This is a genomic window from uncultured Microbulbifer sp. (genome assembly GCF_947498635.1).
Lineage (GTDB): Bacteria > Pseudomonadota > Gammaproteobacteria > Pseudomonadales > Cellvibrionaceae > Microbulbifer > Microbulbifer echini.
Genome location: NZ_CANMKV010000001.1, coordinates 132198 through 151810 on the forward strand (window position 1 = coordinate 132198; position 19613 = coordinate 151810).

The window sequence follows — 19613 nt, forward strand, 5'->3', positions numbered from 1 at the left end:
ATGGCCAAGAAAAAGAAAGCGCAAACATCTAACACCATCGCCCTCAACAAGAAGGCCCGTCACGACTACTTCATTGAGGAGAAGTTTGAGGCGGGCGTCGAAATGCAGGGCTGGGAAGTGAAAAGCTGTCGCGAGGGCAAAGCCCAGCTGACCGACAGCTATGTCATTTTCAAAAATGGTGAAGCCTGGCTGCTGGGGTCGCGTATCCAACCGCTTGCCAGTGCCTCCACCCACTATGTGACCGAGCCAGACCGTACCCGCCGCTTACTGCTCACCAAACGCGAGCTGTCCAAGCTGATTGCCGCTGTGGAGCAGAAGGGACACACGGTGGTGGCCACCGCACTGTATTGGAAGGGGCACTTGGTTAAGTGTGAAGTTTGCCTAGCCAAGGGCAAGGCTTCGCACGACAAGCGCGAAACGGAAAAACAGCGCGACTGGAACCGCGAGAAGCAGCGCCTAATGCGCGCAACGCACAAGTAGTGCACGGCGAACAATTAGAAGAATAATTACGGGATTTACCATGAGTGCACCTCGAGGACAGTTCAGCTCGAATATTGGCTTTTTGATGGCCGCCGCCGGGTCCGCCGTGGGCCTCGGCAATATCTGGGGTTTCCCCACCAAGGCCGCCAGCAACGGCGGCGCCGCCTTTGTTGTCGCCTATCTGGTTTTGGCCTTCGCCCTCGCCTACCCGGCCCTGATGGCCGAGCTCACCATCGGCCGCTATGCGCGTCGCAATATGGTGCAGGCACTGCGCACCATCTCCAACGGCCCTGTAAGCCGCTTCTTCGGTGGCCTCACCGGCTTTGGGGGTATCCTCGTTGCCTCCCTGATCCTGAGCTTCTACGCCATAGTGGCCGGCTGGATGGTAGCCCACCTGGCCGAACCCTTCGCCACCCTGTTTGGTGCCCAGGAAGCGGCGCAATGGCTCACTGAAAACAGTACCCAGCGGAACCTGATCTTTACCGCAGTCTTCAGCGGCCTTACCATGTTGATTATTGCCAGTGGCGTAGAAAAAGGCATTGAGCGCTGGTCCACCCTGCTGATGCCCGCCTTGATCATTCTGTTGTTGCTTTTGATCGCCTATGTACTTACCCAGCCAGGCGCCTTTACTGGCCTGGAAGTGTACCTGATGCCGGATTTCAGCCACTTCACTCCGAAGCTCCTGATCTCTGCCATGGGCCAGGCCTTCTTCTCCCTATCTCTGGGAGTGGGCACCATGCTGATCTACGGCTCCTATCTAAGCCAGCAGGAGAGCCTGCCGCGCCTCGGCGCCCTGGTCACCCTGATCGACGTGGGCATCGCCTTTACCGCCGGCCTGCTGATTTTGCCCGCCATGTACGTAGCCCAGGAGGCTGGTTCGCAGATCTTCTCCGCCAGCGGCGAACTGATCGCCGGACCCAACCTGATTCTGCAGGTACTGCCCGCACTGTTCGATACCATGGGTGAAGCCGGAGTCTTTGTGGCGATCGCCTTCTTCGCACTGATGGTGATCGCCTCGCTCACGTCTTCCATCTCCATGCTAGAAGTACCGGTGGCCTTCTCGATCGAAAACCTGGGTATCCCGCGTCGTATTGCCACGCCGGTAGTGGGCCTGATTATCTTTGCTATCAGCAGCACCATTATTTACAACTTCGACACCCTGTTTGGACTCGCAGTCAGTATCAGTACCGAATACGGACAACCCCTGCTCGGTATCGCGCTGTGTATCTTTGCCGGCTGGATCTGGCGCCGCGACCAGCTGCTGGGTGAGCTGAAGAAAGGCCACGAAGATATAGAGCACACCCTATTCTGGAAGATCTGGCCCTGGTATGTACGTATAGTCTGCCCACTATTGATCCTGGCGGCCTTCGCCCAGTCAGTGATTTAACCGATCGACTGCAGGTCCCGGCGGCAACCGCCGCCGGGACACTCCCCCGCCTACCCGCCCTACCAAGAACACCACCAATCACCTCAAGAACAGCTGGCGCATAAAAATTTATTGCAAGCCCCAACTTTGAGGTATACTTATGTGACACACGAGAGTGTTTCTAATCGGGGATGACTTGGATTCGACGCCGGTGACGAAACCTTGGGTGCATGCCGTGATGGCAGCGAATCACGTAAATCCAAAGCTGTATTTTATTAGTTGCCAACGACGACAACTACGGTGCCCAACTCGCTGCGTAAGCAGCTTGTGAAGCACTAACTAAGGGTTCGTCCCTTAGCAGTCTTCAGCAAGGTTCCAGTATCGCGCTGTAGACTGTTATACAGAACTGGATCGCCGCAAGCCATGTCCGTGGGTAAGCGGTTAAACACTTTACGGGATCGCCCTATACGTCCTGACCGCCGGGTTGTAATGGGTTAAATCAATAGACGGAGCTAAGCATGTAGAGCCTCTGGCAGAGTGCTGACGGACGCGGGTTCGACTCCCGCCATCTCCACCAAATTGCTGTCTCAGACAGCCCACGAAAGCCCCGCAAACCTAGTGTTTCCGGGGCTTTTGCTTATCTAGACCATCCCAGTTAATCTAAGCTAACCCGTCCAAATCCAGCCTCAAGTGGACGGGTTATTGGACGGGTTGATAGTAGTGCCGCCGTCCAACCCGTCCAAAATCCATGGAAGGTGAGCTATGCCGCTGTCTGACACCAAGGTCCGCGCCCTCAAGCCCCGCGAGAAGAAGTACATTGAGTCCGATGAGAAAGGGCTGGCAATCGAAGTGACCCCGACCGGGGCCAAGCGTTGGGTATTCCGTTTCCGCCTGCATGGCAAACGCCCAGAAATGGCAATTGGGCTCTACCCCAATGTAAGCCTAAAGCGCGCCCGCGAACTCCGTGATGAAGCCCGCCAGCATGTAGCCGAAGGCGTCGACCCCCGCGATATAAAACGCGCCCGCAAAGAGTCCGCCCTGGAAGCCAATCGCAACAGCTTCGCCGCCGTTAGTGATGAGTGGTTCGCCGCCAAGATGGCGCACCTATCCAGCTCATCAAAGGACCGCGCCACCCTCGCTTTAGAGCGTGACCTAAAGCCCTATTTGGGTAAGCGTCCTATCTCCGAGATAAGCCCCCCGGAAGTGCTGCGGTGCCTGCGCCGTATTGAGAGCCGGGGAACCCTGGAGACTGCCCACCGGGTAAAGCGAGTAGCCAGCCAGGTATTCCGCTTTGCCGTGGCCACCGGAAGGGCCGACCGCGACCCCACCACAGACCTGACCGGCGCACTCACCCCCACCAAGAAAAGACACCTGGCAGCAATAACCGACCCCGCTGAAGTTGGGCGCTTGCTAACTGCTATTGACGAATACCAAGGCACCCCCGTAGTAAGAACAGCCCTAAAGCTGTCCCCACTCCTATTTTGCCGCCCTGGAGAATTGCGCAAACTGGAGTGGACCGAAATTAATTGGGAAGCCAAGCAAATAGAGCTGCCCAACGGAAAAATGAAAATGGGCCAGCCGCACATTATCCCTCTTGCAGAACAGTCGCTGGCACTGCTGCAAGAACTGGAGCCACTCACCGGCCGGAGCAAATATGTTTTCCCATCAGCTCGAGGCCGGAGCCGCCCACTGTCTGACAACGGGGTGAGGACTGCACTCAGGTCACTGGGCTATGACAATGAAACCATGACCGCCCACGGCTTCCGCGCTCTGGCCCGCACCCTACTGGATGAGGTTTTGGGCTTCCGTGTGGATTACATAGAGCACCAGCTGGCCCATGAAGTGAAAGATACGCTGGGTCGAGCATACAACCGCACCAAGCATCTATCTCAGCGTGCGGAAATGATGCAGAAATGGGCGGACTATTTAGATAGAGTGAAATTAAACACTAGCCCCGGAAATGTAGTTATAGCCAATTTTACAAGCACCGCTTAATTAGGGGCACTCAGTTTCTACACATGAAAGACTAAGGAGAGTTTTTATGGATAGTGATAAGTTTGAATTAATAAAAGTCTTGGAAGCCCACAAAAAAACTTCCCAATGCCCTGAAGTTCCAAGGTGGCAGTATCGTGCAGAACAGTCGGCTCGTATAGCTGCAATGATAGCTTTTTCCGCAGGACATAGCGTCCAAGAGTCGTTAACTATACGTCAATCTCTGATAGAGCAGCTCACACCAGGCTCTTCTTAACTTGGGCTTTAGCTACTCAGTTCTCTAGGAAAGCTCCACCTATTGATTTAAGACTCTCTCAATAACAAGTAATTAAAAATGAAGCCGGCTCCAAAACTTCAAGAATGGGTACCTGAAGCAATAGCAACTCACTACCAACGTATTCTAGATGGCGTGGACGGCGAAATCTGGAGAAGCGGCCCTTATGGGGGGGGGTGCGGTTTATTATTCGAATACGGATACCCAAAGAGCCAGCTGGTCCCGGTGATTACCAAACTATGCACAGCTCCAGAGATGGAAGCCGTATGGCGCAGGCTTGGGAAAGCATTCACCGAAAAGAGCATCCCTAGCTGGGAAACCCAGTTTTTCTACCGGCTTTTGTGGGCTCTATTTGCCCGTTCGCCTTGGGATTATCTCACCCCCAAAACCCGAAAGAAGAAGCACCTGAAAATAGTTGAGGCTCTTACCAGGCTAGCCACAACTCTCAGGGAGTACGACATGGACAGCACCACTTGGGACCTCATGAAGCCAGAGGAGTTTGAGGGAGCTATAGAGCGGCACTATTACACAGGGTTTACGCAGGGATATTCAGAATCCGACATTGTCGGTCACGACGAACCCGGTCTATTCCTTTGTCAGAACCCGCCTTTTGTGTCTGACTTACTGGAGCGGCTAGCTCAGGCACAAAGTGAGCAGTGTCCCAACAATACAGCTGTAGCTGAGAGCAAAGGTCAGCACGGATGGGATTACATAATTTTTGTTCGCCGGATGGGTACGGTGTTTACCGCATTTCTAGGCGGCCACAGACATGAAACCGTCGATACGCTAGCCCGAGTTCTGCTGGGGGTGAACCCCGGCGACACAACCACCCGTCGCAATATTGAAAAATCCCCCTACGACAAAGAGCGAACCTTCTTTAGCGAGTAACCCCCGGAACTAAATGGCCTGGAAGAAGCTTTTTAGTTCCATTACCTCAGGGCCGCTCATCATGAAGAATCCGTATTAGCCAATCTAACCCCAACCCGAAAAGGCTAATACATGAAATCAAGTAATCCATTTCCAGAAGTAATCAACCCCACAGCTATGTACCGGGCGCCTGAGTGCGCCCGACTGTTTGGCATCGGCCTCTCTACCTGGTGGCACTGGAGCAAGACCGGACGCGCCCAACGCGGAATCAAGCTGGGACCGAAAACAACGGTCTGGGAGGGCTGCTACCTGCTGGAGCTCAAACAGAAACTAATTTCAGAATCTCAAAACTGAGGGCGCGGCCATGGAAGGAAACAGAACCGTCCCGGCACAGGGCGGCCCCATTACTGCGGAGAGCAAATCTAATGGTAGCACCCTCAGACCGTTACACCTCAGCCCTCGCCAACATCGCGCACTAACTGCGCTAATGGAGCGCCCACGCAGCCGCGAGGAACTAGACCAAATAGCAGGGACCAGCAATAGCCCCGACCTTGTAAGCCGTCTGAGACAGCGCGGGATACTGATTCTCTGCGAGCACGTTAGTCATACCGACAGGGATGGCGTTAGGGGCTGGCATGGGGTCTACAAGCTACCAGAGAGCGAGCGAGAACGAATTGGGGGGGCCCTGTGAAATACATTATTGAGATAGAACAGATAATTACCATGCCGATGGTTGTCGATGCCCAGTCAACACGTGAAGCACGAGCGCTAGCCTCTCAGGCGCTACAGAGCACCGCTGACACCAATCCCGAGGCTGTGGGCGACCCGGTAGCAGGCGCGTCCCGCATTCGTAGTATCCGAAAGCTGGGGGTGTAATGGCCAAGGGATATAAGCAGGGAAAGCGGCGGAAGGGGAACCCGCCATTCTCCGCCTTTCCGCGCCGGATGCTAGATCATCCCAATTTCGCCGCGCTCAGCACCAGAGCTAAGGCCCTGCTGTTCCCAATGGCCAACCAGTACAGAGGGAACAACAATGGCGACCTATGCGCGACTCTAACAGTTTTAAAGCCTCACGGTTGGACTAGTAACGACCAGTTAAGGAAAGCGCTCAAAGAGTTACTAGAAACTGGCTTTTTACTTCAGACTCGTCAAGGGAGGCGCCCGAATGTGGCGAGCTTATATGCTATTACTTGGCAAGCAATTGATGAGTGCGGTGGGAAGCTTGAGGTGAACCCTACTGGAGCACCTCCGAATACTTGGGAAAAGCGCACCTCTGATTCAATTTATTGACGGCCGCACTACGGCCCAATTTAGGCCGCCCGGCGGCCCTACGAATGTAATATTAAATTCCCTTCTAGTCCGTAGTGCGGCCCTATATGGTGTTTTTATGGTGTTTCCCTAGGCCGTCACACGGACAGCTTTTTAGATATATACCATGTACCAACGGTTTATTTATCTGATGAGTGAGTTCGCACGAATACAGTCCAGATGTTTTCCAAAAGAGGCATACTCAACAACAGAGGAGGGCACTCTGTCTCTCAGAGACAATTACACATCAATCTGTGCGGGTCCTTCCCACACCTTTACTCGTACGGGTCCGCAGCAGCGCGACGCCTCGCTATTTACGAAGTAATTTTTGAGGAGGTTGGTTGTTGGTCATTGATAAAACCAGAACTTCATCATCCATCAAAAAATACTATGAAAATAGAGCAATGTAGAGAATGTCTAGCGACAAGTTTTGAGTTGAATGACCAACCGATACCACATAAATGGGTTATGTAGAACGATTCTACAGAGCTTCGCTTCACCCTATTTATTCTGGCTGGATTAAGCCCCCTCAAATGGAGCTAAGCCTTACCAGAAACCCTAATTCCATTCACCCTAGACGCAAGCGACAACCTAGTCGAAGTATTTGATGTACTAAGTGGTAACAGTGCAATTGCCGCTGTCCACCATGCCGGCGAGGAAGTTATTGCTCGCCACGGGAAAAAGAAAGTATGGCACTTTGCATATGATCCAAACACCGAACTCAAACCGGTTAAAAGCTATGAACTTTCGCTATATAACTGCTACCGGCTGTAACTAATTAAGTGCGCTGTTGCAGGCGATTGAGCTGCATCTCCCCTGTTGAAGAGCGTATTGGCAAGCATCAGCGTAAGTATCGAAAAAAATTTGTAACTGCGGCTCGAGACACTTAAATCGGAAATTATGAAGGATATGGTTCATATGACCTCGGGGCAAAGCTAGACAACTACAGTCTTGCGGTACATATCCAATACCCAGACCGGCTTTCCCCAGATATCCTCAATAAGGAACGAACCGGATTAGTTTCAGTCCATATCACTCCATTTGAACCACTTTATCGGCCTGCCGATGGTCGCAAGAAGCGGATTTTGGTACTGCTAAAGTCCCTACTAAGTGAATCTGCGAAGTGGCCGGGAAGTCTCGAGAGACTCTGTCACCCCGGACAGAGGCTCAGTGGTCAATCTGCTTTCAGACTCGGGGTGAACAACTAAACTACCTTTGCAATATTTCACGCCGAAACGTTCTTGCTTTGTCACGAAATCGAAAGTCCACTTGTCCTTGAGCGTTTAAGCGTCCAAGCAAACGATTATTTAGTGAATCTAGCTGCAACTTGTCTTTTGAGAGGAGCCATTGCACCAGATCTTGATAAATACTTTTAAGCTGCTTATTTCTGACCTTTATTTCATCACCAGAAACAGCTACTCCCGTGACAACTTTAACAGCGTCGGCGGAATAAAGACGAGTTTTGCCATCGTGTACCACATGCCCATGTGAGGCCACCACCCTAGAAACCAAGGCCGCGAACTGTTTCCCGACACTCCCTGAAAAAGTCAAATCATCAACAAAGACAGTCATTTTTATTGACCGCTTTTCAGAGAGCCTATTAAGAGCTTCGAACATTTCAAAGTTGGCCCAAAACGCAACAGGAAGACTTAACCTGGAACCCGTGGGAACATGTCCATTGTAAGTCGCAATGCGAGATATAAGTTCTGCGACATCCGGCGAGCACTCCATTTTTCGGTGAAAAAAACGAAAAATAGCTTGCTGCTTAGTCGAGGTAAAAAAAGAACGGATATCCGTTGTCAATACACGGTGGTCACCGAGGTGGGCTTGAGCATTAGAGACGTAAGTGCGGCCTTTCACCCCTGAATATAGATACCCAGGCGGCTGCACACGGCACAGAAGACTAGCTATTCGAGTATGAATAATATCTAGCTGAAGTCGCGGCTGCTGGATCTCTCGAGGTTTACCCGAGGAACTGTCATTAAAGACTCGATAATTTTCATCTGAGGTAAGAGCAATGATATCTGGCAAATTGCCACAAAGAAGCTCAGCCAACTTTTTCTTAGACTTCAATCGAAAAAAAGGAGAGTCCTGTATCAAATAAGCCTTACCCTTTGCATGAATTTTTAGTCTTTTTTTCTCATTATTGGGTCGCTCGGTCTTTTGCAACAAACCACTCCATTAGGTCAAGTATTTTCCCAGAAGAAAACTGTTTAAATTTTTCTGGAATTGTATTTTTATTAGAAACTGACTCAGAAAAAAACACCAAAGACGAAGTGCTTATTTCAAATTCTTCCGAATACTTTTCTAACAGCTCAAAACTGACCGTTTTTTTCCCAGACTCAATTTCTGACAGGTAGGACTTTGACATCCCAAACTTTTCTGCCAATTCTGCCTGCTTAACTGAATGAAATTGTCTAATTAACTTAAGAGCTCTATGAATCATAAAAATATCCTAAAAAATACGAGGGAACACCGAACTTAGGCGCCGCCCCCGAACAAGAATTCCAGAACCTTATAAGCGAACCGGCAAGCTATAATTACCAGCTTGATCCACTTCCAACGTTTTTTCTTCTTGTCGGTCTTGGTACCGTCCTCCGGTGCCGACCGTTTACTTTTGAGTGATTTTTCCAGCATTAGGATGCTTCCTCCTTGTCACCCGTAGCGGAATTGCTGACAGGCTCGCCACAACATGGAGGATGAGAGTTAAACGGTCGTGCCCCTCGCTTTCGCACGCAGTGGCTCGCCACCACTGCGTGCTCTCCTCGCATCATCGCTTGGTAAACCCACGGGCCCAGGCTTGTGCGGGAGAACAGGGCAGAGATATTGCTATCTCCACAAGCAGCCAGTTTGGCTACTTAGTTACATCTAAGGCGAAGCTCTCTCAATTCTCAAAAAGCTGTGCCACATTACCACATTTAACAAAGTTCGCAAATAGCGAACCTTGTTTTTTTGCCCGAGCAGGCGCATTAATTTACGGGTATAAAGGCAATTTTCACACCTACACGCCCAACAATATCAACAGGTTGCCTCCTGCTCGAACCAGCCCGAGCATAAAGAAAGTCAACCCACTCCGGTAACGAACACATAGCTAGCGTGGACGGGTTTCGTGACGGGTTTTGGAGAAAATGAAAAAAATATCCAAATAAAATCAATCAGTTAGTGCAACTTTTCAACTCCCGCCATCTCCACCAAATTGAAAAAGGCCAACCGCAAGGTTGGCCTTTTTTCTATCCCTGCTCATATCCGCAGAAAAGTATCCATCCTTTGAGCCAAACCCCACCAAGCATTTTTCATTGATGTTGTAGTTACTACTTGGCCGTGACTGCGAAGCTAGAATCTTTTTGCAGCGGTGAATAAACAATGTCTCAGAAAATACAGACATAAAGCTAGACCGAAAGCCCTGATGTCGTATTACCCAATTCAGTCACCAAGCGAACCGGAGGTATGCCATCACTCAATGGCCATACTCCCCCGCTTTCATATGACTGCAAAACCTATCCCCCCATAACTCTTCCTAAAACCTATCAGCCTTGTTTTTGACTGTGACTCTGGGGAAGGGGGAGGTCACAATAGATACTCTACATTCTATCTATACTTCAAGTATCCACAAAAACTTAAATAAAGGGTTCCAATGAGTGAATCCAAGCATGAAACTTTTATGCGTGCAGCTATTGAGGAAGCGCACAAGGGTTTAGCGACAGGAGGTGTCCCCACCGGTTGCGTAATAGTGCGCAATGGTGAAATTATCGGCAGGGGTCACAATCAGCGTATCCAACAGAATAGTGTGATCAAGCATGCTGAAATGGATGCACTGGAAAACACAGGAAGGTTGCGCGCTGCCGATTACCAACAATGCACACTTTATACAACGCTATCACCCTGCTCAATGTGTAGCGGAACCATTCGCCTATACGGCATTAAAAATATTGTTATCGGTGAAAACAAAACTTTCCAGGGCGATGAATCATTGCTCAGGTCTGAAGGTGTATTCCTGACCGTCATAAATAACTCTGAGTGTGTTGACCTTATGAATCAATTTATTCAGGAATTTCCTGAAATCTGGAATGAAGATATTGGCGAGTAAGAAACCATCTACTGCAAAGTGTCTTTATAGTGGCCAGCCTATAAACCACACTATTAGAAAAGATTGACATTTCATGGATTCATTTGATGTTTACACTGTGGCTTTCAAGAATTCAATTGTGTTTGAGAAGCTACACGCCCCCCTACTCAGCATCAATCTGACACACTACTAGTCAGCCTGACAACCTCCAAGCGGGCTCAATCAATGAAGGCTGCAATAGCCTCCAGATGTGGGCCCTAGTCTAAGGATACGTGAGGTACATAACGAGCCTAGACCGAAGTTTCAGTCCGATTTATAGACTAAAAAGCTAGCCCCCATAAACTATTAATGAAATTTGTTATACACCCCATCAATAACGGATAACATCATCTTTGCATGGAAAAGCCTGGAGCCTAGCTCTGCTTCTAATACTTTTAACTCTGGGTGCCCGATTGTATTACGGGGGTTTTGTTACTGGCAGATCTGAAAGGGGAGCTGATAGCTGTATCATGCGCCATCGTACATAATGATTCTACAAATACTGGAAGGGACGACCGTGCCCCCACCGCAGACCTGACCGGCGCACTCACCCCCGCCAAGAAAAAGCACCTGGCAGTAATTACAGACCCTGCTGAAGTTTGGCGCCTACTCACTGCCATGGAAGAATACCAGGGGATGCCAAGCACATAAAACTGCCCAGAGAAAAAATGAAAATGAGCCTGCAACATTATTCCTCTTGCTGAACAGGCTCTAGCCTTACTGCAAGAACTGGAGCCGCTAACAAGCCATTACAAATATATTTTCCCATCAGCTCGGAGCCAGAGCTGTCCACTGCCTGATAACAGTGTGAGGACTCCGCTCAGGTCACTGGGCTATGACAATGAAACCATAACCGCCAACGGCTTCCGTGCAATGGCCTGTACTCTATTAGGCCAAGACACTCGGCAGATTTGATTTAAAATTCGCGTTTTCATCAAGGTAAAAAATTGAATGTGGCACATGTATCTCAAATCAGAGAGGTAGAACACATTCTTAAATGGACTTACGAGGATAAAAAGATATGTCTACTAACGAATTTTTAACCAAGAAAACTATAAGCATACTGGTTGACAGGGCTCTGATAGCGATTAAGGATAGGAAAAGTGATCCGACCTGGTATAAGGCTATGAATAAGAGCTTGGAAAGCCTCAACAGAATCGGAAACAAACTAAAATCTAAAAAACATGAGGTAGATTACCTTAGTAAAATGATGTCGAAAGGCGCTAATAAACAAGGCCAATATCAAATCGGCCAATCCAAGAGCGACCAGTCTGTGAAACTCCTCGGACTTGAAGAGTACTTAGCAAAAAAATGCGGAGAGATTCATGGTCTACTTGTGGCGGAGTTTAATAAGTATCCATGGGAAGGCAAGGGAGCAGGGGAACTCTGGGATAATCTAGCGAATGAAGTCAAGGCGTACGATGATTTGCTTACGAAATCCATGAAGCTGTTAAAAATACACGACTCCAATCCACAGCACGCGGTGACTCTTCAAGAAGAAATCATGCCATTTAGTCAAATACCCAATCCCACTCATACAGCGCCAGGTTTACTTTTCATAATTACCATGTACATTCGGTTATATGCGTTGTACGTCGGTACTAAAGCACCGACTGGCAGTATATCCTTTCTACCACCTCGCTAGGCGCTGTACGTTTTTCATCCGGCAGGCTCAATGCCTGTCGGAGCCTTCTAAATAAGTGGGGACAGATCAATATTGTGTTGGGAATACCCACATTTATGGTTAGGCCATACGCACGCTGCCCAGCAACATTTCCGTTACCCGCGGGGCAAACTGTTTCTCGCTAGATTGAAGCTGACAGGATTTGCAGCGCCCCACCACAAAGCTCCCGAGCACCGATACTCCCGATTGAACTAACGCACATAAAAGGCGTAACGGGACACCCACAGAAGATAAAGCATCCTACGCCACACTATATTGTTCTGTTTATACACCAGCAACAGACGGATGACTGGGGTCGAAGTGGGGTCTTGTTAGTATTGATTATGCCGAGGCTCAGCTTTATCTTAGTGTTTTAACAGTGATAAAGCCCTAGATCACGCCGAACTTGCCCAACTCACAAAGGTAGCAAAAATTTGGAAAGCACGACTTACCGATAATAGTTGGTTCATGCGCTATCTGAATGATATCTATTGCGAGAGAGGCCAACCGTGAGACTGGCCTTTTATATTTTTTTCAAATTATAAGGAATTTCTATTTCTCCAAAGTCCACCTAGTAAGGGGCTGAAAGGCCAGGAACTGTTGCCTCTAGCACAAATTTATTGGCCGGTGGATTAAGGTAGTCGAAATGCCAGAGTGATCGAATATCGCTACCTAGCGGAGAAAATCATGGCTCTGTTTTCTGCTGAAACACTACAAGAAAAATTGACATTGGATATTTTTAACGTGGATATATACCTCTATACAGAGGAAGCTTCTCGCCTCTACAGGTTCTTCTTAGCCATGATTAAAAGCCTAGTCAGAATTCAGAACTATCCTGTAATGGGCGCTCAGAATACTGCCCAGAAAAGCGATACAAAACTTCAGGCGGACACCTTTACCTTTATCAAAAGGGTTATAAGCAGTAGCGAGACAATTACAATTAAAACGCGCAAAGCCAAACCCTTAAAAGATATTTCGCAACCTTAAAAAGCTGGTTGCTTTGAAAACTGCAACTCTTATAAGACTCCAAAACTTCATTTAAATTCTGCGCTAGAGAAATGAAAGCTTCTCGCCCCCTTATAAATCTGTATTTCTTCGCGGTAAGTACACATAAAAATATAGGCGCACAAATAATCTTATTAGATTTTATTAAGTTTTCTTCAGCGTCAAAGCTGCGTAGAATCGAAAGATATTTACTGGGATTTTGGGCACTGATTAAACCGGCTTCTACAAGCGAACAGCCCAAGATAAAACAAGAACACCGAGAATTTTCTAAAAGACCCATTCCCAAAGGAGAACGGTAGTGTGACGTAAGAGTAAGTAAAAGGCGCTGACCCAAGGTGCGGCAACACCCGGGGCCAGCTAACCAAATTGATATCGACGTTATCAAAGTGGCTCCATGAATGGTACGCTAGAAACCCGCTCGTCTTCAATAAAAGGTTGCACCTTTAGCAGCCTGAGACGATTCCCCAAGCACCGGGAGTCTAGCGCCCGCCTTTTCTTCTTTTACGCCTACCGTTCTCGCGCCCCTCCCCCTATCTGCAACCGATATTACTTTCCTGGCCTTCCCGTAATGGAAGGATTGCCATTGCTCTGCGTCTCATTAGGAAACCAATATGTTGATTTTAAACCGCCGTACAGGCGAGAACCTCAGGATTGGGGAAAACGTCTCAATCACAATATTGGAGGTTAAAGGTAATCAGGTACGGGTGGGTATCATCGCTCCCAAGTCCTTACCAGTTCACCGCGAAGAAATTTATAGAAGAATTAAAAAACAACAAGGGCAAGATAACTGGGGGGATAAAAAGCAGACTCTCCTAGTAGAATGAGCCCTAACAATCCTGCTTTGGCCCTACTGCTCCAAGGGCTAGAACAACCGTAACCCTGCTGTTATCGAACAATCTGTCCAATATTTAGGGCTTCCTTATTCCAGAAGCCCTAGATACCCAACAAAAAATTTCTACAGTATCGGGGTAAGATCAATTATTGTAGAAACTCAGCCAGTTGTACCACTTAATGCAGAAGATACAAAAGCCGGCAAAATACGTTGCTCTATCAAGCCCAGGGTTTTGTCATCATCTCTGTGGCCGGTGATCGCAATCACCAAATCAAGATCTTCAATGGAGATCACATACTGGCCGCCACCGCCCCAACCAAACTTTGCGATATATTTCTTGTCGCCAACCTTCAGAGGCGTTCGCCAGAAGAAGTAGCCGTATGAAAAATTGGTATAGTCAAACTCATCATCTGTGGGAACAGCCACTTTACCAGTAGCCTTGGCAATATACGCCTCCGGTATTAACTGGTGGCCGTTCCTTTTTCCCTTATTAAGTACCAAAGTGCCCCACTTAACCATACTGCGCGATGTCATCATGGCTCTTGATCCTGCCTGGGGCACCCCACTAACAGCTTCCTTCCAGTGATAGATATCTATCCCCATCTTCTCCAGCAGCTCTTCTTTAATAAAGTCACTCGCGGTGCCGGGAACTACAGCATCCAGAACCAGCATTGCAATCATTGGGTCTGAGCCTTGATATAAATAAGTCTGCGAAGCAGAAGTGATCGGCTTACTGTGACTTAGATAGATTTGAGCCAGCTTTTTCCCGGTTAACTGCTCTTTGTTTTCCAGTAGGGCATCGAGTTTTTCCTCTGCAATACGGATTCCCGACTGCATGCTCATGGCATGATTCAGTGTGACAAGGTCTGCGCCTTTAACAAGTTGCTTCCTATCCAATCCTTTCAGGAGGGAAGTGACAGGCTTATCTAGGTCTTCCATGGTCAAATAACCTAACTGTATCGCCCGCCCTATCGCCAGGGCTGTATAGGCCTTGCTGGCAGAGGCTTGTGGGTGAGGAAAATTGACACGGCCAAGGGAATAGTAGGATTCAAAAACCAGTTTGTTGTTTTGGGCAATTAGTAAGCTATCGTAAGGTGTATGTTGATTGTCTGCTATTTCCTGAGCCAACTGTTGCAAGCTCTCTTTGACTGCCTCTATCTCACCAACAGGAATACCATCTTTTCTATCCGCTGGGGCTGTATCAATAAATGCTTTTTTAAGCTTTGGTATTGATCTCTCCTGGCCTGTGAGGTCACTACCATAGTCGGCAATATTAATTTCTGGTGCCTGCAAGCCTCCTGCGCTTACCGAAGCACTTATGCCGCACATTAAGCCGATTGCGATTAGCTTCTTAATAATCATCTTATATCCTAAAGTTAATTTTTAAATATTTATAAATATGGTGCGATATATTGTCGTTTAATCTCTTAGCTTTTCGGCAAGCCAATAGATACTGCGAACGGATGTCTTTGGGAATGCGGTAGTGTGATTCGCCGATTCGATAACCGCCGGCTCCAGAGTTAAATTAGCCAATTTTTGGTCCTTTAACTCACTAACGAACCTTTCTACCGTAGCGCCGAGCTCCTTCTCTAATGCGCCGTAAGCAATAAATACATTGGTTTTTTTGGACAGATCCATCAATGGTTTGTTAGATTTTGATTCAAGAAGAGAATCCATATAAGTGCTTATCAATCTTGATGGGCTACCGATAATATAGTTTTGAAAAGTATTCGGTTGACTTATTAAGGTATAGACACCAAAAAGCCCCCCGAATGAGTAACCGAAATAGGTGCGGTTATCTGGATTTGCGCGGTAATTACTTTCGATATACTTTATAACGTCATTTCTTATAAAAGCGAGATACTGATGGGCCTCTCCTTTATAGGTTTTTTTATCTTTATTATCTGAGGGTAGCGTTGGCTTAAAGTCTCGATATCGACTCGACCATTCATTTTCATCAGCTGGCGTATCTTTTTGCCAACCAATACCCACCAAGATTGCATCTTCCAGTGCGTATTCAGTAGTGGCAGATAGTATTTCAACTGCCCATAAAGCATCTGTATAGTAAATAACCGGATGCTTTTTAGTATCACTCTCCGCATATTTCTCAGGCAGCTTGATAAACAGCTCGTATTCTCTGTTATTGCTGGAGTCCTGAATGGGGATCACTTGGACCGTGGATAACTCCAGGGCCTTATGCTCGCCTGCTTTAAGGGCCGTTAATGGTAAGAACAAAAGGAGGGCGACGAGTAAACGCTTTTTCATATCAGTATTTATACCGTTACATGTGACCGGAGAAGCGCTCAATCTAAACAAGGAGCCAGTGAAACACCTGAAGTGCTCCTGATTTTTGGATGATTTTATGCTGTCAGAATAAAATACTTACTTATCAATGAGTTACAAGGCACACTTTAGCTGTAATCAGGGTATGTGCTAGTATCGACGGCAAAAATACAGCTCAAATTTTGCTCAGGTAGATACATCAATGGCTTTACAATATTGGTTGGGTGACTTCTTTATTGATTTATCCAGAAACCAGATCACGCGCCATGAGCAATCACAAATCATCCCGCCAAAAGCCCTTGCCGTCTTAACCCACTTGGCAAAACATCAGCGAAAAGTAGTGAGCCAGGATGAGCTACTATCTGAGGTCTGGCCCGATACAATAGTCACACCCAATACGCTGCAAAGAAGTATTGCGCAACTTAGAAAAGCCCTTGGCGAGGATCGAAAACAGCAGTCTTATATTAGAACCCACGCCAAACAGGGTTATAGCCTGGAATGCGATATTGTTTGGCAAGACGGTGATTCTATTCCGCAGGATAATACAGTACCGAAAGAGGCCCCCCCCTCCCCCACTTCCCCTAAGCATGAAATAGAGATAAAACCGGTTAATCCGAACCACCAAACCCAGACGATCAAACCAAATCGATTTCCAATCTTTGCGCTTGTCGGGTTGGTATTATTAGTATTTGTTGTATTTAGACACTCTCCACCCGAACAAAATTCTCAGCTTGTATTTGATCGATTACAGGCAGTCACCGCAACTGACCGCAAAGAGTTCAGCCCCTCTTATTCACCTGACGGTGAATATATTATTTTTAATCGTTATTTAGATAAGCTCTGCGTTAATAAAATCTGGGCCAGGAATATTCATACCCAGAAGGAAACGGAGTTAACTCCAGAATGGGGCACTTATGGCCGCCATACACTATCACCAGACGGCAAGAAACTGGTATTTATTTCCGAAGAAGACTGCACCATACCGCTAACCCAAAATACCTGTTACAACCTGGTAAGCCTGGATTTTCAAAAGGCATTAGTCAGCCCACAGAAGCCAACTGTATTAATGCGCTGTAAGAACTCGGCCATTAAGAACCCGGTATGGTTAAATAACAATGATCTCGCTATTTTGCATAAAGAGTCTAACCGTTGGCGGTTGATCAACTATTCAGTCAGGGATAATACCAGTCGGGTTCTTTATGACCTGGAAAATGGAAACCTGGCCTACTTTGATTACTCAATCACAGATGGATTAATAGCTGTAACCAGTCATCACCAAGATGGCCAGCTTTATATCGATATACTGGATTCCAAGGGAGCGCTTTTATCCAGCCACCCGATCGACTATCCGGATGAAATCCCTCAGCGCAGGACTCTATCCCCTAACTTTTCGCCGCTTAAAGATGCGTTAATCTTTAGCACAGGGCGACGACTTTTCTCTCTTACTTATGATGGAAAGGTCAGTAAGCTTGATTTGCCTTTGGATCAATCTGCCAGCACACCTGATTTCCACCCCAATGGGCAGAGGGCACTTCTCATTAAGGGCCGATACGATAGTGATATTGCATCAATACCGCTTAACCAGCCTGAATCAATCAATACGCCTTCGGAGGAGGATGTTAGAGAACTCTACCCAAGCACAACACGATCGATTTTGGGAGAAGATGATGGCATTTTCCAACCCAATGGTAATTTGATTGCATTTACATCCAGGCGCTCTGGTGAGGACCAGGTATGGATAGCTGATGGCAGTGATTTACAGCAACTCACCCGCTTCCCCATGGATACCAATATCTACGGTATAAGCTGGTCTGCCGACGGCCAAAGCATACTGGTGAGCGCCAATCAGGTACTTTCTAAAATCTCCCTAGACGGTAGCAGAGAAGCTTTCTCACTAGCGCACCCAGTTGACCGACTTTTCCAGTGGGATAGTGTGAGTAACCTCGCACTGTTAACTTTAACGGTTAAAGGCGTTACAAAGTTTGCAGAAGTAAACTTGGATAATCTTGAAATTAGCATTATCGACGATACCCAAGTTCACTGGGCCCAACGAAGCGAAGATGGACGGCTGATCTATATGGATCATATGAACCGCTTCTGGCAGCCCGGCCCTGCGGAAGACCAGCTAATCGAAGCGCTGGTTCATCAGGGCAGTGAGAAAAGGTTTGTAATCAAAGAGAATATGATTTACTCCATCAATCGGGATAATCAATTGTGGTCATACGATCTCAGCACTGGCAACTTTTCTGTCTTGAGAGAAGTGCATAGGGATATCGATTACTTGACTGATATTAATCAGGAAAACCTAATGATTACCTATGTTGTTGCCGCTAAAAAAGAAGTGGCTGAGTTATTCTTACGGGAGTAGGGATACAGCCTATTTTATTTTCAAAAATAAGATGGTTATTTATAAACCATCTTATTGCCCCGCCACGATTCAATTCAAAATACCACCCTCATGTATACCTCTATAGCTCATTAAAGAAATCAAATAGCTACTTAAAAAGTTTCATAAGCTGTTCAACTACCCACATATGAAGCGGGCTGTGATTCGATCGACTATGCCAGGCGACAATAACTTCAAATTTTGGTGTTTGGGTTTCCAGGTTGAGAGGAATCACTTTTTTATTGGGCAGTAATCTTGAGGGGTAAAAAGCTATTGTGTCGGTTGCGGCAATAATATCTGGTGCGGCTGAAAAGCAAGGTACAGACATAACAATATTCCGTTTCAGCCCTTGCATCGCAAACCATTCATCGTGAGAGCCCCTCAGGTTTGCCCGAGAAGGCGAAATAATCAATTGAGGAAGTTCGGCTACGTCAGCCAAAGTTAATGACTTACCCTTCAAAGGGGATTTTTTTCCGGCAATACAGACATGTTGCTCTTCAAATAATAGTTTGTATGGCAAGTTATCGGGGATGAAGTCCGGGAAGGTGAGCGCTAAATCAATCTCGCCAGCGACCATCAACTGATTCAGGTTATCCGTTTCAAAATCCCTGACGATCACTTTCAGTTCCGGTGCCGATTGACACACAACCTCCAGAAGCTGGGGTAATACCGATTGAATGGCGTAATCCGTAGCGCTAATACTAAAAATGCCTTTATAGGTTGCCGGATCAAACGTTATTGGGGTTAGTAAAGACTCTATATCCTTCAGTATGCTGCTGATCCTGCCGCCCAGCTGTTCAGCAACGGGGGTGGGTACCATGCCGTTCCCTTGCCGAATAAACAGCCGATCATCAAATACTTCTCTCAACTTACGCAGTTGTTCACTGATCGCTTGTTGAGTCAGCCCCACCTTTTCGGCGACTCGCGACAGATTTCTCTCTTGCAGTAGCGCTTCCAGAATACGTAGCTGTTTGAGGTCCAGCCGGCTTATACCATTCATAATTGTAACCAAGACAAGGAGCAGTTGTTTCAAATTGTATCCTTGCCTCTCTA

20 protein-coding genes and 1 other RNA gene are annotated in these 19613 nt (G+C 47.5%); 15 read left to right on the top strand and 6 right to left on the bottom strand.

Annotated features, from left to right (window positions below):
* From smpB to Q1A69_RS00625, 9 genes are all read left to right on the top strand, one after another.
* On the top strand, positions 1–480 hold the full coding sequence (gene smpB / locus Q1A69_RS00585) for an SsrA-binding protein SmpB (protein ID WP_299579489.1): 480 nt from the start codon (positions 1–3) through the stop codon (positions 478–480).
* A gap of 40 nt (positions 481–520) precedes the next feature.
* Positions 521–1867 (top strand): sodium-dependent transporter, encoded by a 1347-nt coding sequence (locus tag Q1A69_RS00590; RefSeq protein WP_299579492.1) that lies wholly within the window; start codon positions 521–523, stop codon positions 1865–1867.
* A gap of 166 nt (positions 1868–2033) precedes the next feature.
* Positions 2034–2423, top strand: a transfer-messenger RNA (tmRNA) gene (gene ssrA, locus Q1A69_RS00595).
* 185 nt (positions 2424–2608) lie between these two features.
* Positions 2609–3841, top strand: a complete 1233-nt coding sequence (locus tag Q1A69_RS00600) for an integrase arm-type DNA-binding domain-containing protein (RefSeq protein ID WP_299579495.1) — start codon at positions 2609–2611, stop codon at positions 3839–3841.
* Positions 3842–3887: 46 nt separating this feature from the next.
* Positions 3888–4094 (top strand): hypothetical protein, encoded by a 207-nt coding sequence (locus tag Q1A69_RS00605; protein ID WP_299579498.1) that lies wholly within the window; start codon positions 3888–3890, stop codon positions 4092–4094.
* 477 nt (positions 4095–4571) lie between these two features.
* The gene (locus Q1A69_RS00610; protein WP_299579501.1) at positions 4572–5000 is read left to right on the top strand and encodes a hypothetical protein; all 429 of its coding nucleotides are present in this window, start codon (positions 4572–4574) and stop codon (positions 4998–5000) included.
* Positions 5001–5111: 111 nt separating this feature from the next.
* On the top strand, positions 5112–5333 hold the full coding sequence (locus Q1A69_RS00615) for a hypothetical protein (protein ID WP_299579504.1): 222 nt from the start codon (positions 5112–5114) through the stop codon (positions 5331–5333).
* Positions 5334–5343: 10 nt separating this feature from the next.
* A complete protein-coding gene (locus Q1A69_RS00620) occupies positions 5344–5670 on the top strand; it encodes a hypothetical protein (RefSeq protein ID WP_299579507.1) in 327 nt (108 codons plus the stop codon).
* On the top strand, positions 5667–5855 hold the full coding sequence (locus Q1A69_RS00625; protein ID WP_299579510.1) for a hypothetical protein: 189 nt from the start codon (positions 5667–5669) through the stop codon (positions 5853–5855). Before Q1A69_RS00620 ends, Q1A69_RS00625 begins: the two co-directional genes overlap by 4 nt.
* Before the next feature lie 1640 nt (positions 5856–7495).
* On the opposite strand, the gene Q1A69_RS00630 is transcribed toward Q1A69_RS00625, so the two are convergent.
* The 3 genes from Q1A69_RS00630 to Q1A69_RS00640 are packed head-to-tail and all read right to left on the bottom strand — an operon-like array spanning position 7496 to position 8923.
* Positions 7496–8455, bottom strand: coding sequence for a reverse transcriptase family protein (locus Q1A69_RS00630; RefSeq protein ID WP_299579513.1), 960 nt, complete (start codon positions 8453–8455; stop codon positions 7496–7498).
* Positions 8430–8732 carry a helix-turn-helix transcriptional regulator gene (locus tag Q1A69_RS00635; RefSeq protein WP_299579515.1) on the bottom strand — a complete coding sequence of 101 codons (303 nt, stop codon included), beginning with the start codon at positions 8730–8732 and terminating at the stop codon, positions 8430–8432. Before Q1A69_RS00635 ends, Q1A69_RS00630 begins: the two co-directional genes overlap by 26 nt.
* Before the next feature lie 35 nt (positions 8733–8767).
* Positions 8768–8923 (bottom strand): hypothetical protein, encoded by a 156-nt coding sequence (locus Q1A69_RS00640; protein ID WP_299579518.1) that lies wholly within the window; start codon positions 8921–8923, stop codon positions 8768–8770.
* A gap of 997 nt (positions 8924–9920) precedes the next feature.
* On the opposite strand from Q1A69_RS00640, the gene Q1A69_RS00645 reads away from it, so the two are divergent.
* From Q1A69_RS00645 to csrA, 5 genes are all read left to right on the top strand, one after another.
* Positions 9921–10373 (top strand): nucleoside deaminase, encoded by a 453-nt coding sequence (locus tag Q1A69_RS00645; RefSeq protein ID WP_299579521.1) that lies wholly within the window; start codon positions 9921–9923, stop codon positions 10371–10373.
* Between the two features lie 447 nt (positions 10374–10820).
* Positions 10821–11042 (top strand): hypothetical protein, encoded by a 222-nt coding sequence (locus Q1A69_RS00650; RefSeq protein WP_299579524.1) that lies wholly within the window; start codon positions 10821–10823, stop codon positions 11040–11042.
* Between the two features lie 370 nt (positions 11043–11412).
* The gene (locus Q1A69_RS00655; RefSeq protein WP_299579527.1) at positions 11413–12036 is read left to right on the top strand and encodes a hypothetical protein; all 624 of its coding nucleotides are present in this window, start codon (positions 11413–11415) and stop codon (positions 12034–12036) included.
* Positions 12037–12741: 705 nt separating this feature from the next.
* Positions 12742–13041 (top strand): hypothetical protein, encoded by a 300-nt coding sequence (locus tag Q1A69_RS00660; RefSeq protein ID WP_299579530.1) that lies wholly within the window; start codon positions 12742–12744, stop codon positions 13039–13041.
* 629 nt (positions 13042–13670) lie between these two features.
* Entirely contained in the window at positions 13671–13883 is a 213-nt protein-coding gene (gene csrA, locus Q1A69_RS00665; protein WP_299579533.1) for a carbon storage regulator CsrA, read from the top strand.
* A 167-nt stretch (positions 13884–14050) separates the two neighbouring features.
* Here the strand turns inward: csrA and Q1A69_RS00670 are convergent, their stop codons facing one another.
* Together Q1A69_RS00670 and Q1A69_RS00675 are read right to left on the bottom strand one after the other, a co-directional pair.
* Positions 14051–15253: a serine hydrolase gene (locus Q1A69_RS00670; protein WP_299579536.1), complete on the bottom strand. Its 1203-nt coding sequence runs from the start codon at positions 15251–15253 to the stop codon at positions 14051–14053.
* A gap of 57 nt (positions 15254–15310) precedes the next feature.
* Complete coding sequence (locus Q1A69_RS00675) at positions 15311–16156, bottom strand: alpha/beta hydrolase-fold protein (protein ID WP_299579539.1); 846 nt, start codon at positions 16154–16156, stop codon at positions 15311–15313.
* A gap of 220 nt (positions 16157–16376) precedes the next feature.
* Here Q1A69_RS00675 and Q1A69_RS00680 point away from each other — a divergent pair, with 220 nt between their 5' ends.
* Positions 16377–18542, top strand: coding sequence for a winged helix-turn-helix domain-containing protein (locus Q1A69_RS00680; protein ID WP_299579542.1), 2166 nt, complete (start codon positions 16377–16379; stop codon positions 18540–18542).
* Between the two features lie 127 nt (positions 18543–18669).
* Here Q1A69_RS00680 and Q1A69_RS00685 read toward each other — a convergent pair whose 3' ends face one another.
* Positions 18670–19593: a LysR family transcriptional regulator gene (locus Q1A69_RS00685; RefSeq protein ID WP_299579545.1), complete on the bottom strand. Its 924-nt coding sequence runs from the start codon at positions 19591–19593 to the stop codon at positions 18670–18672.
* Between the last annotated feature and the right edge of the window lie 20 nt (positions 19594–19613).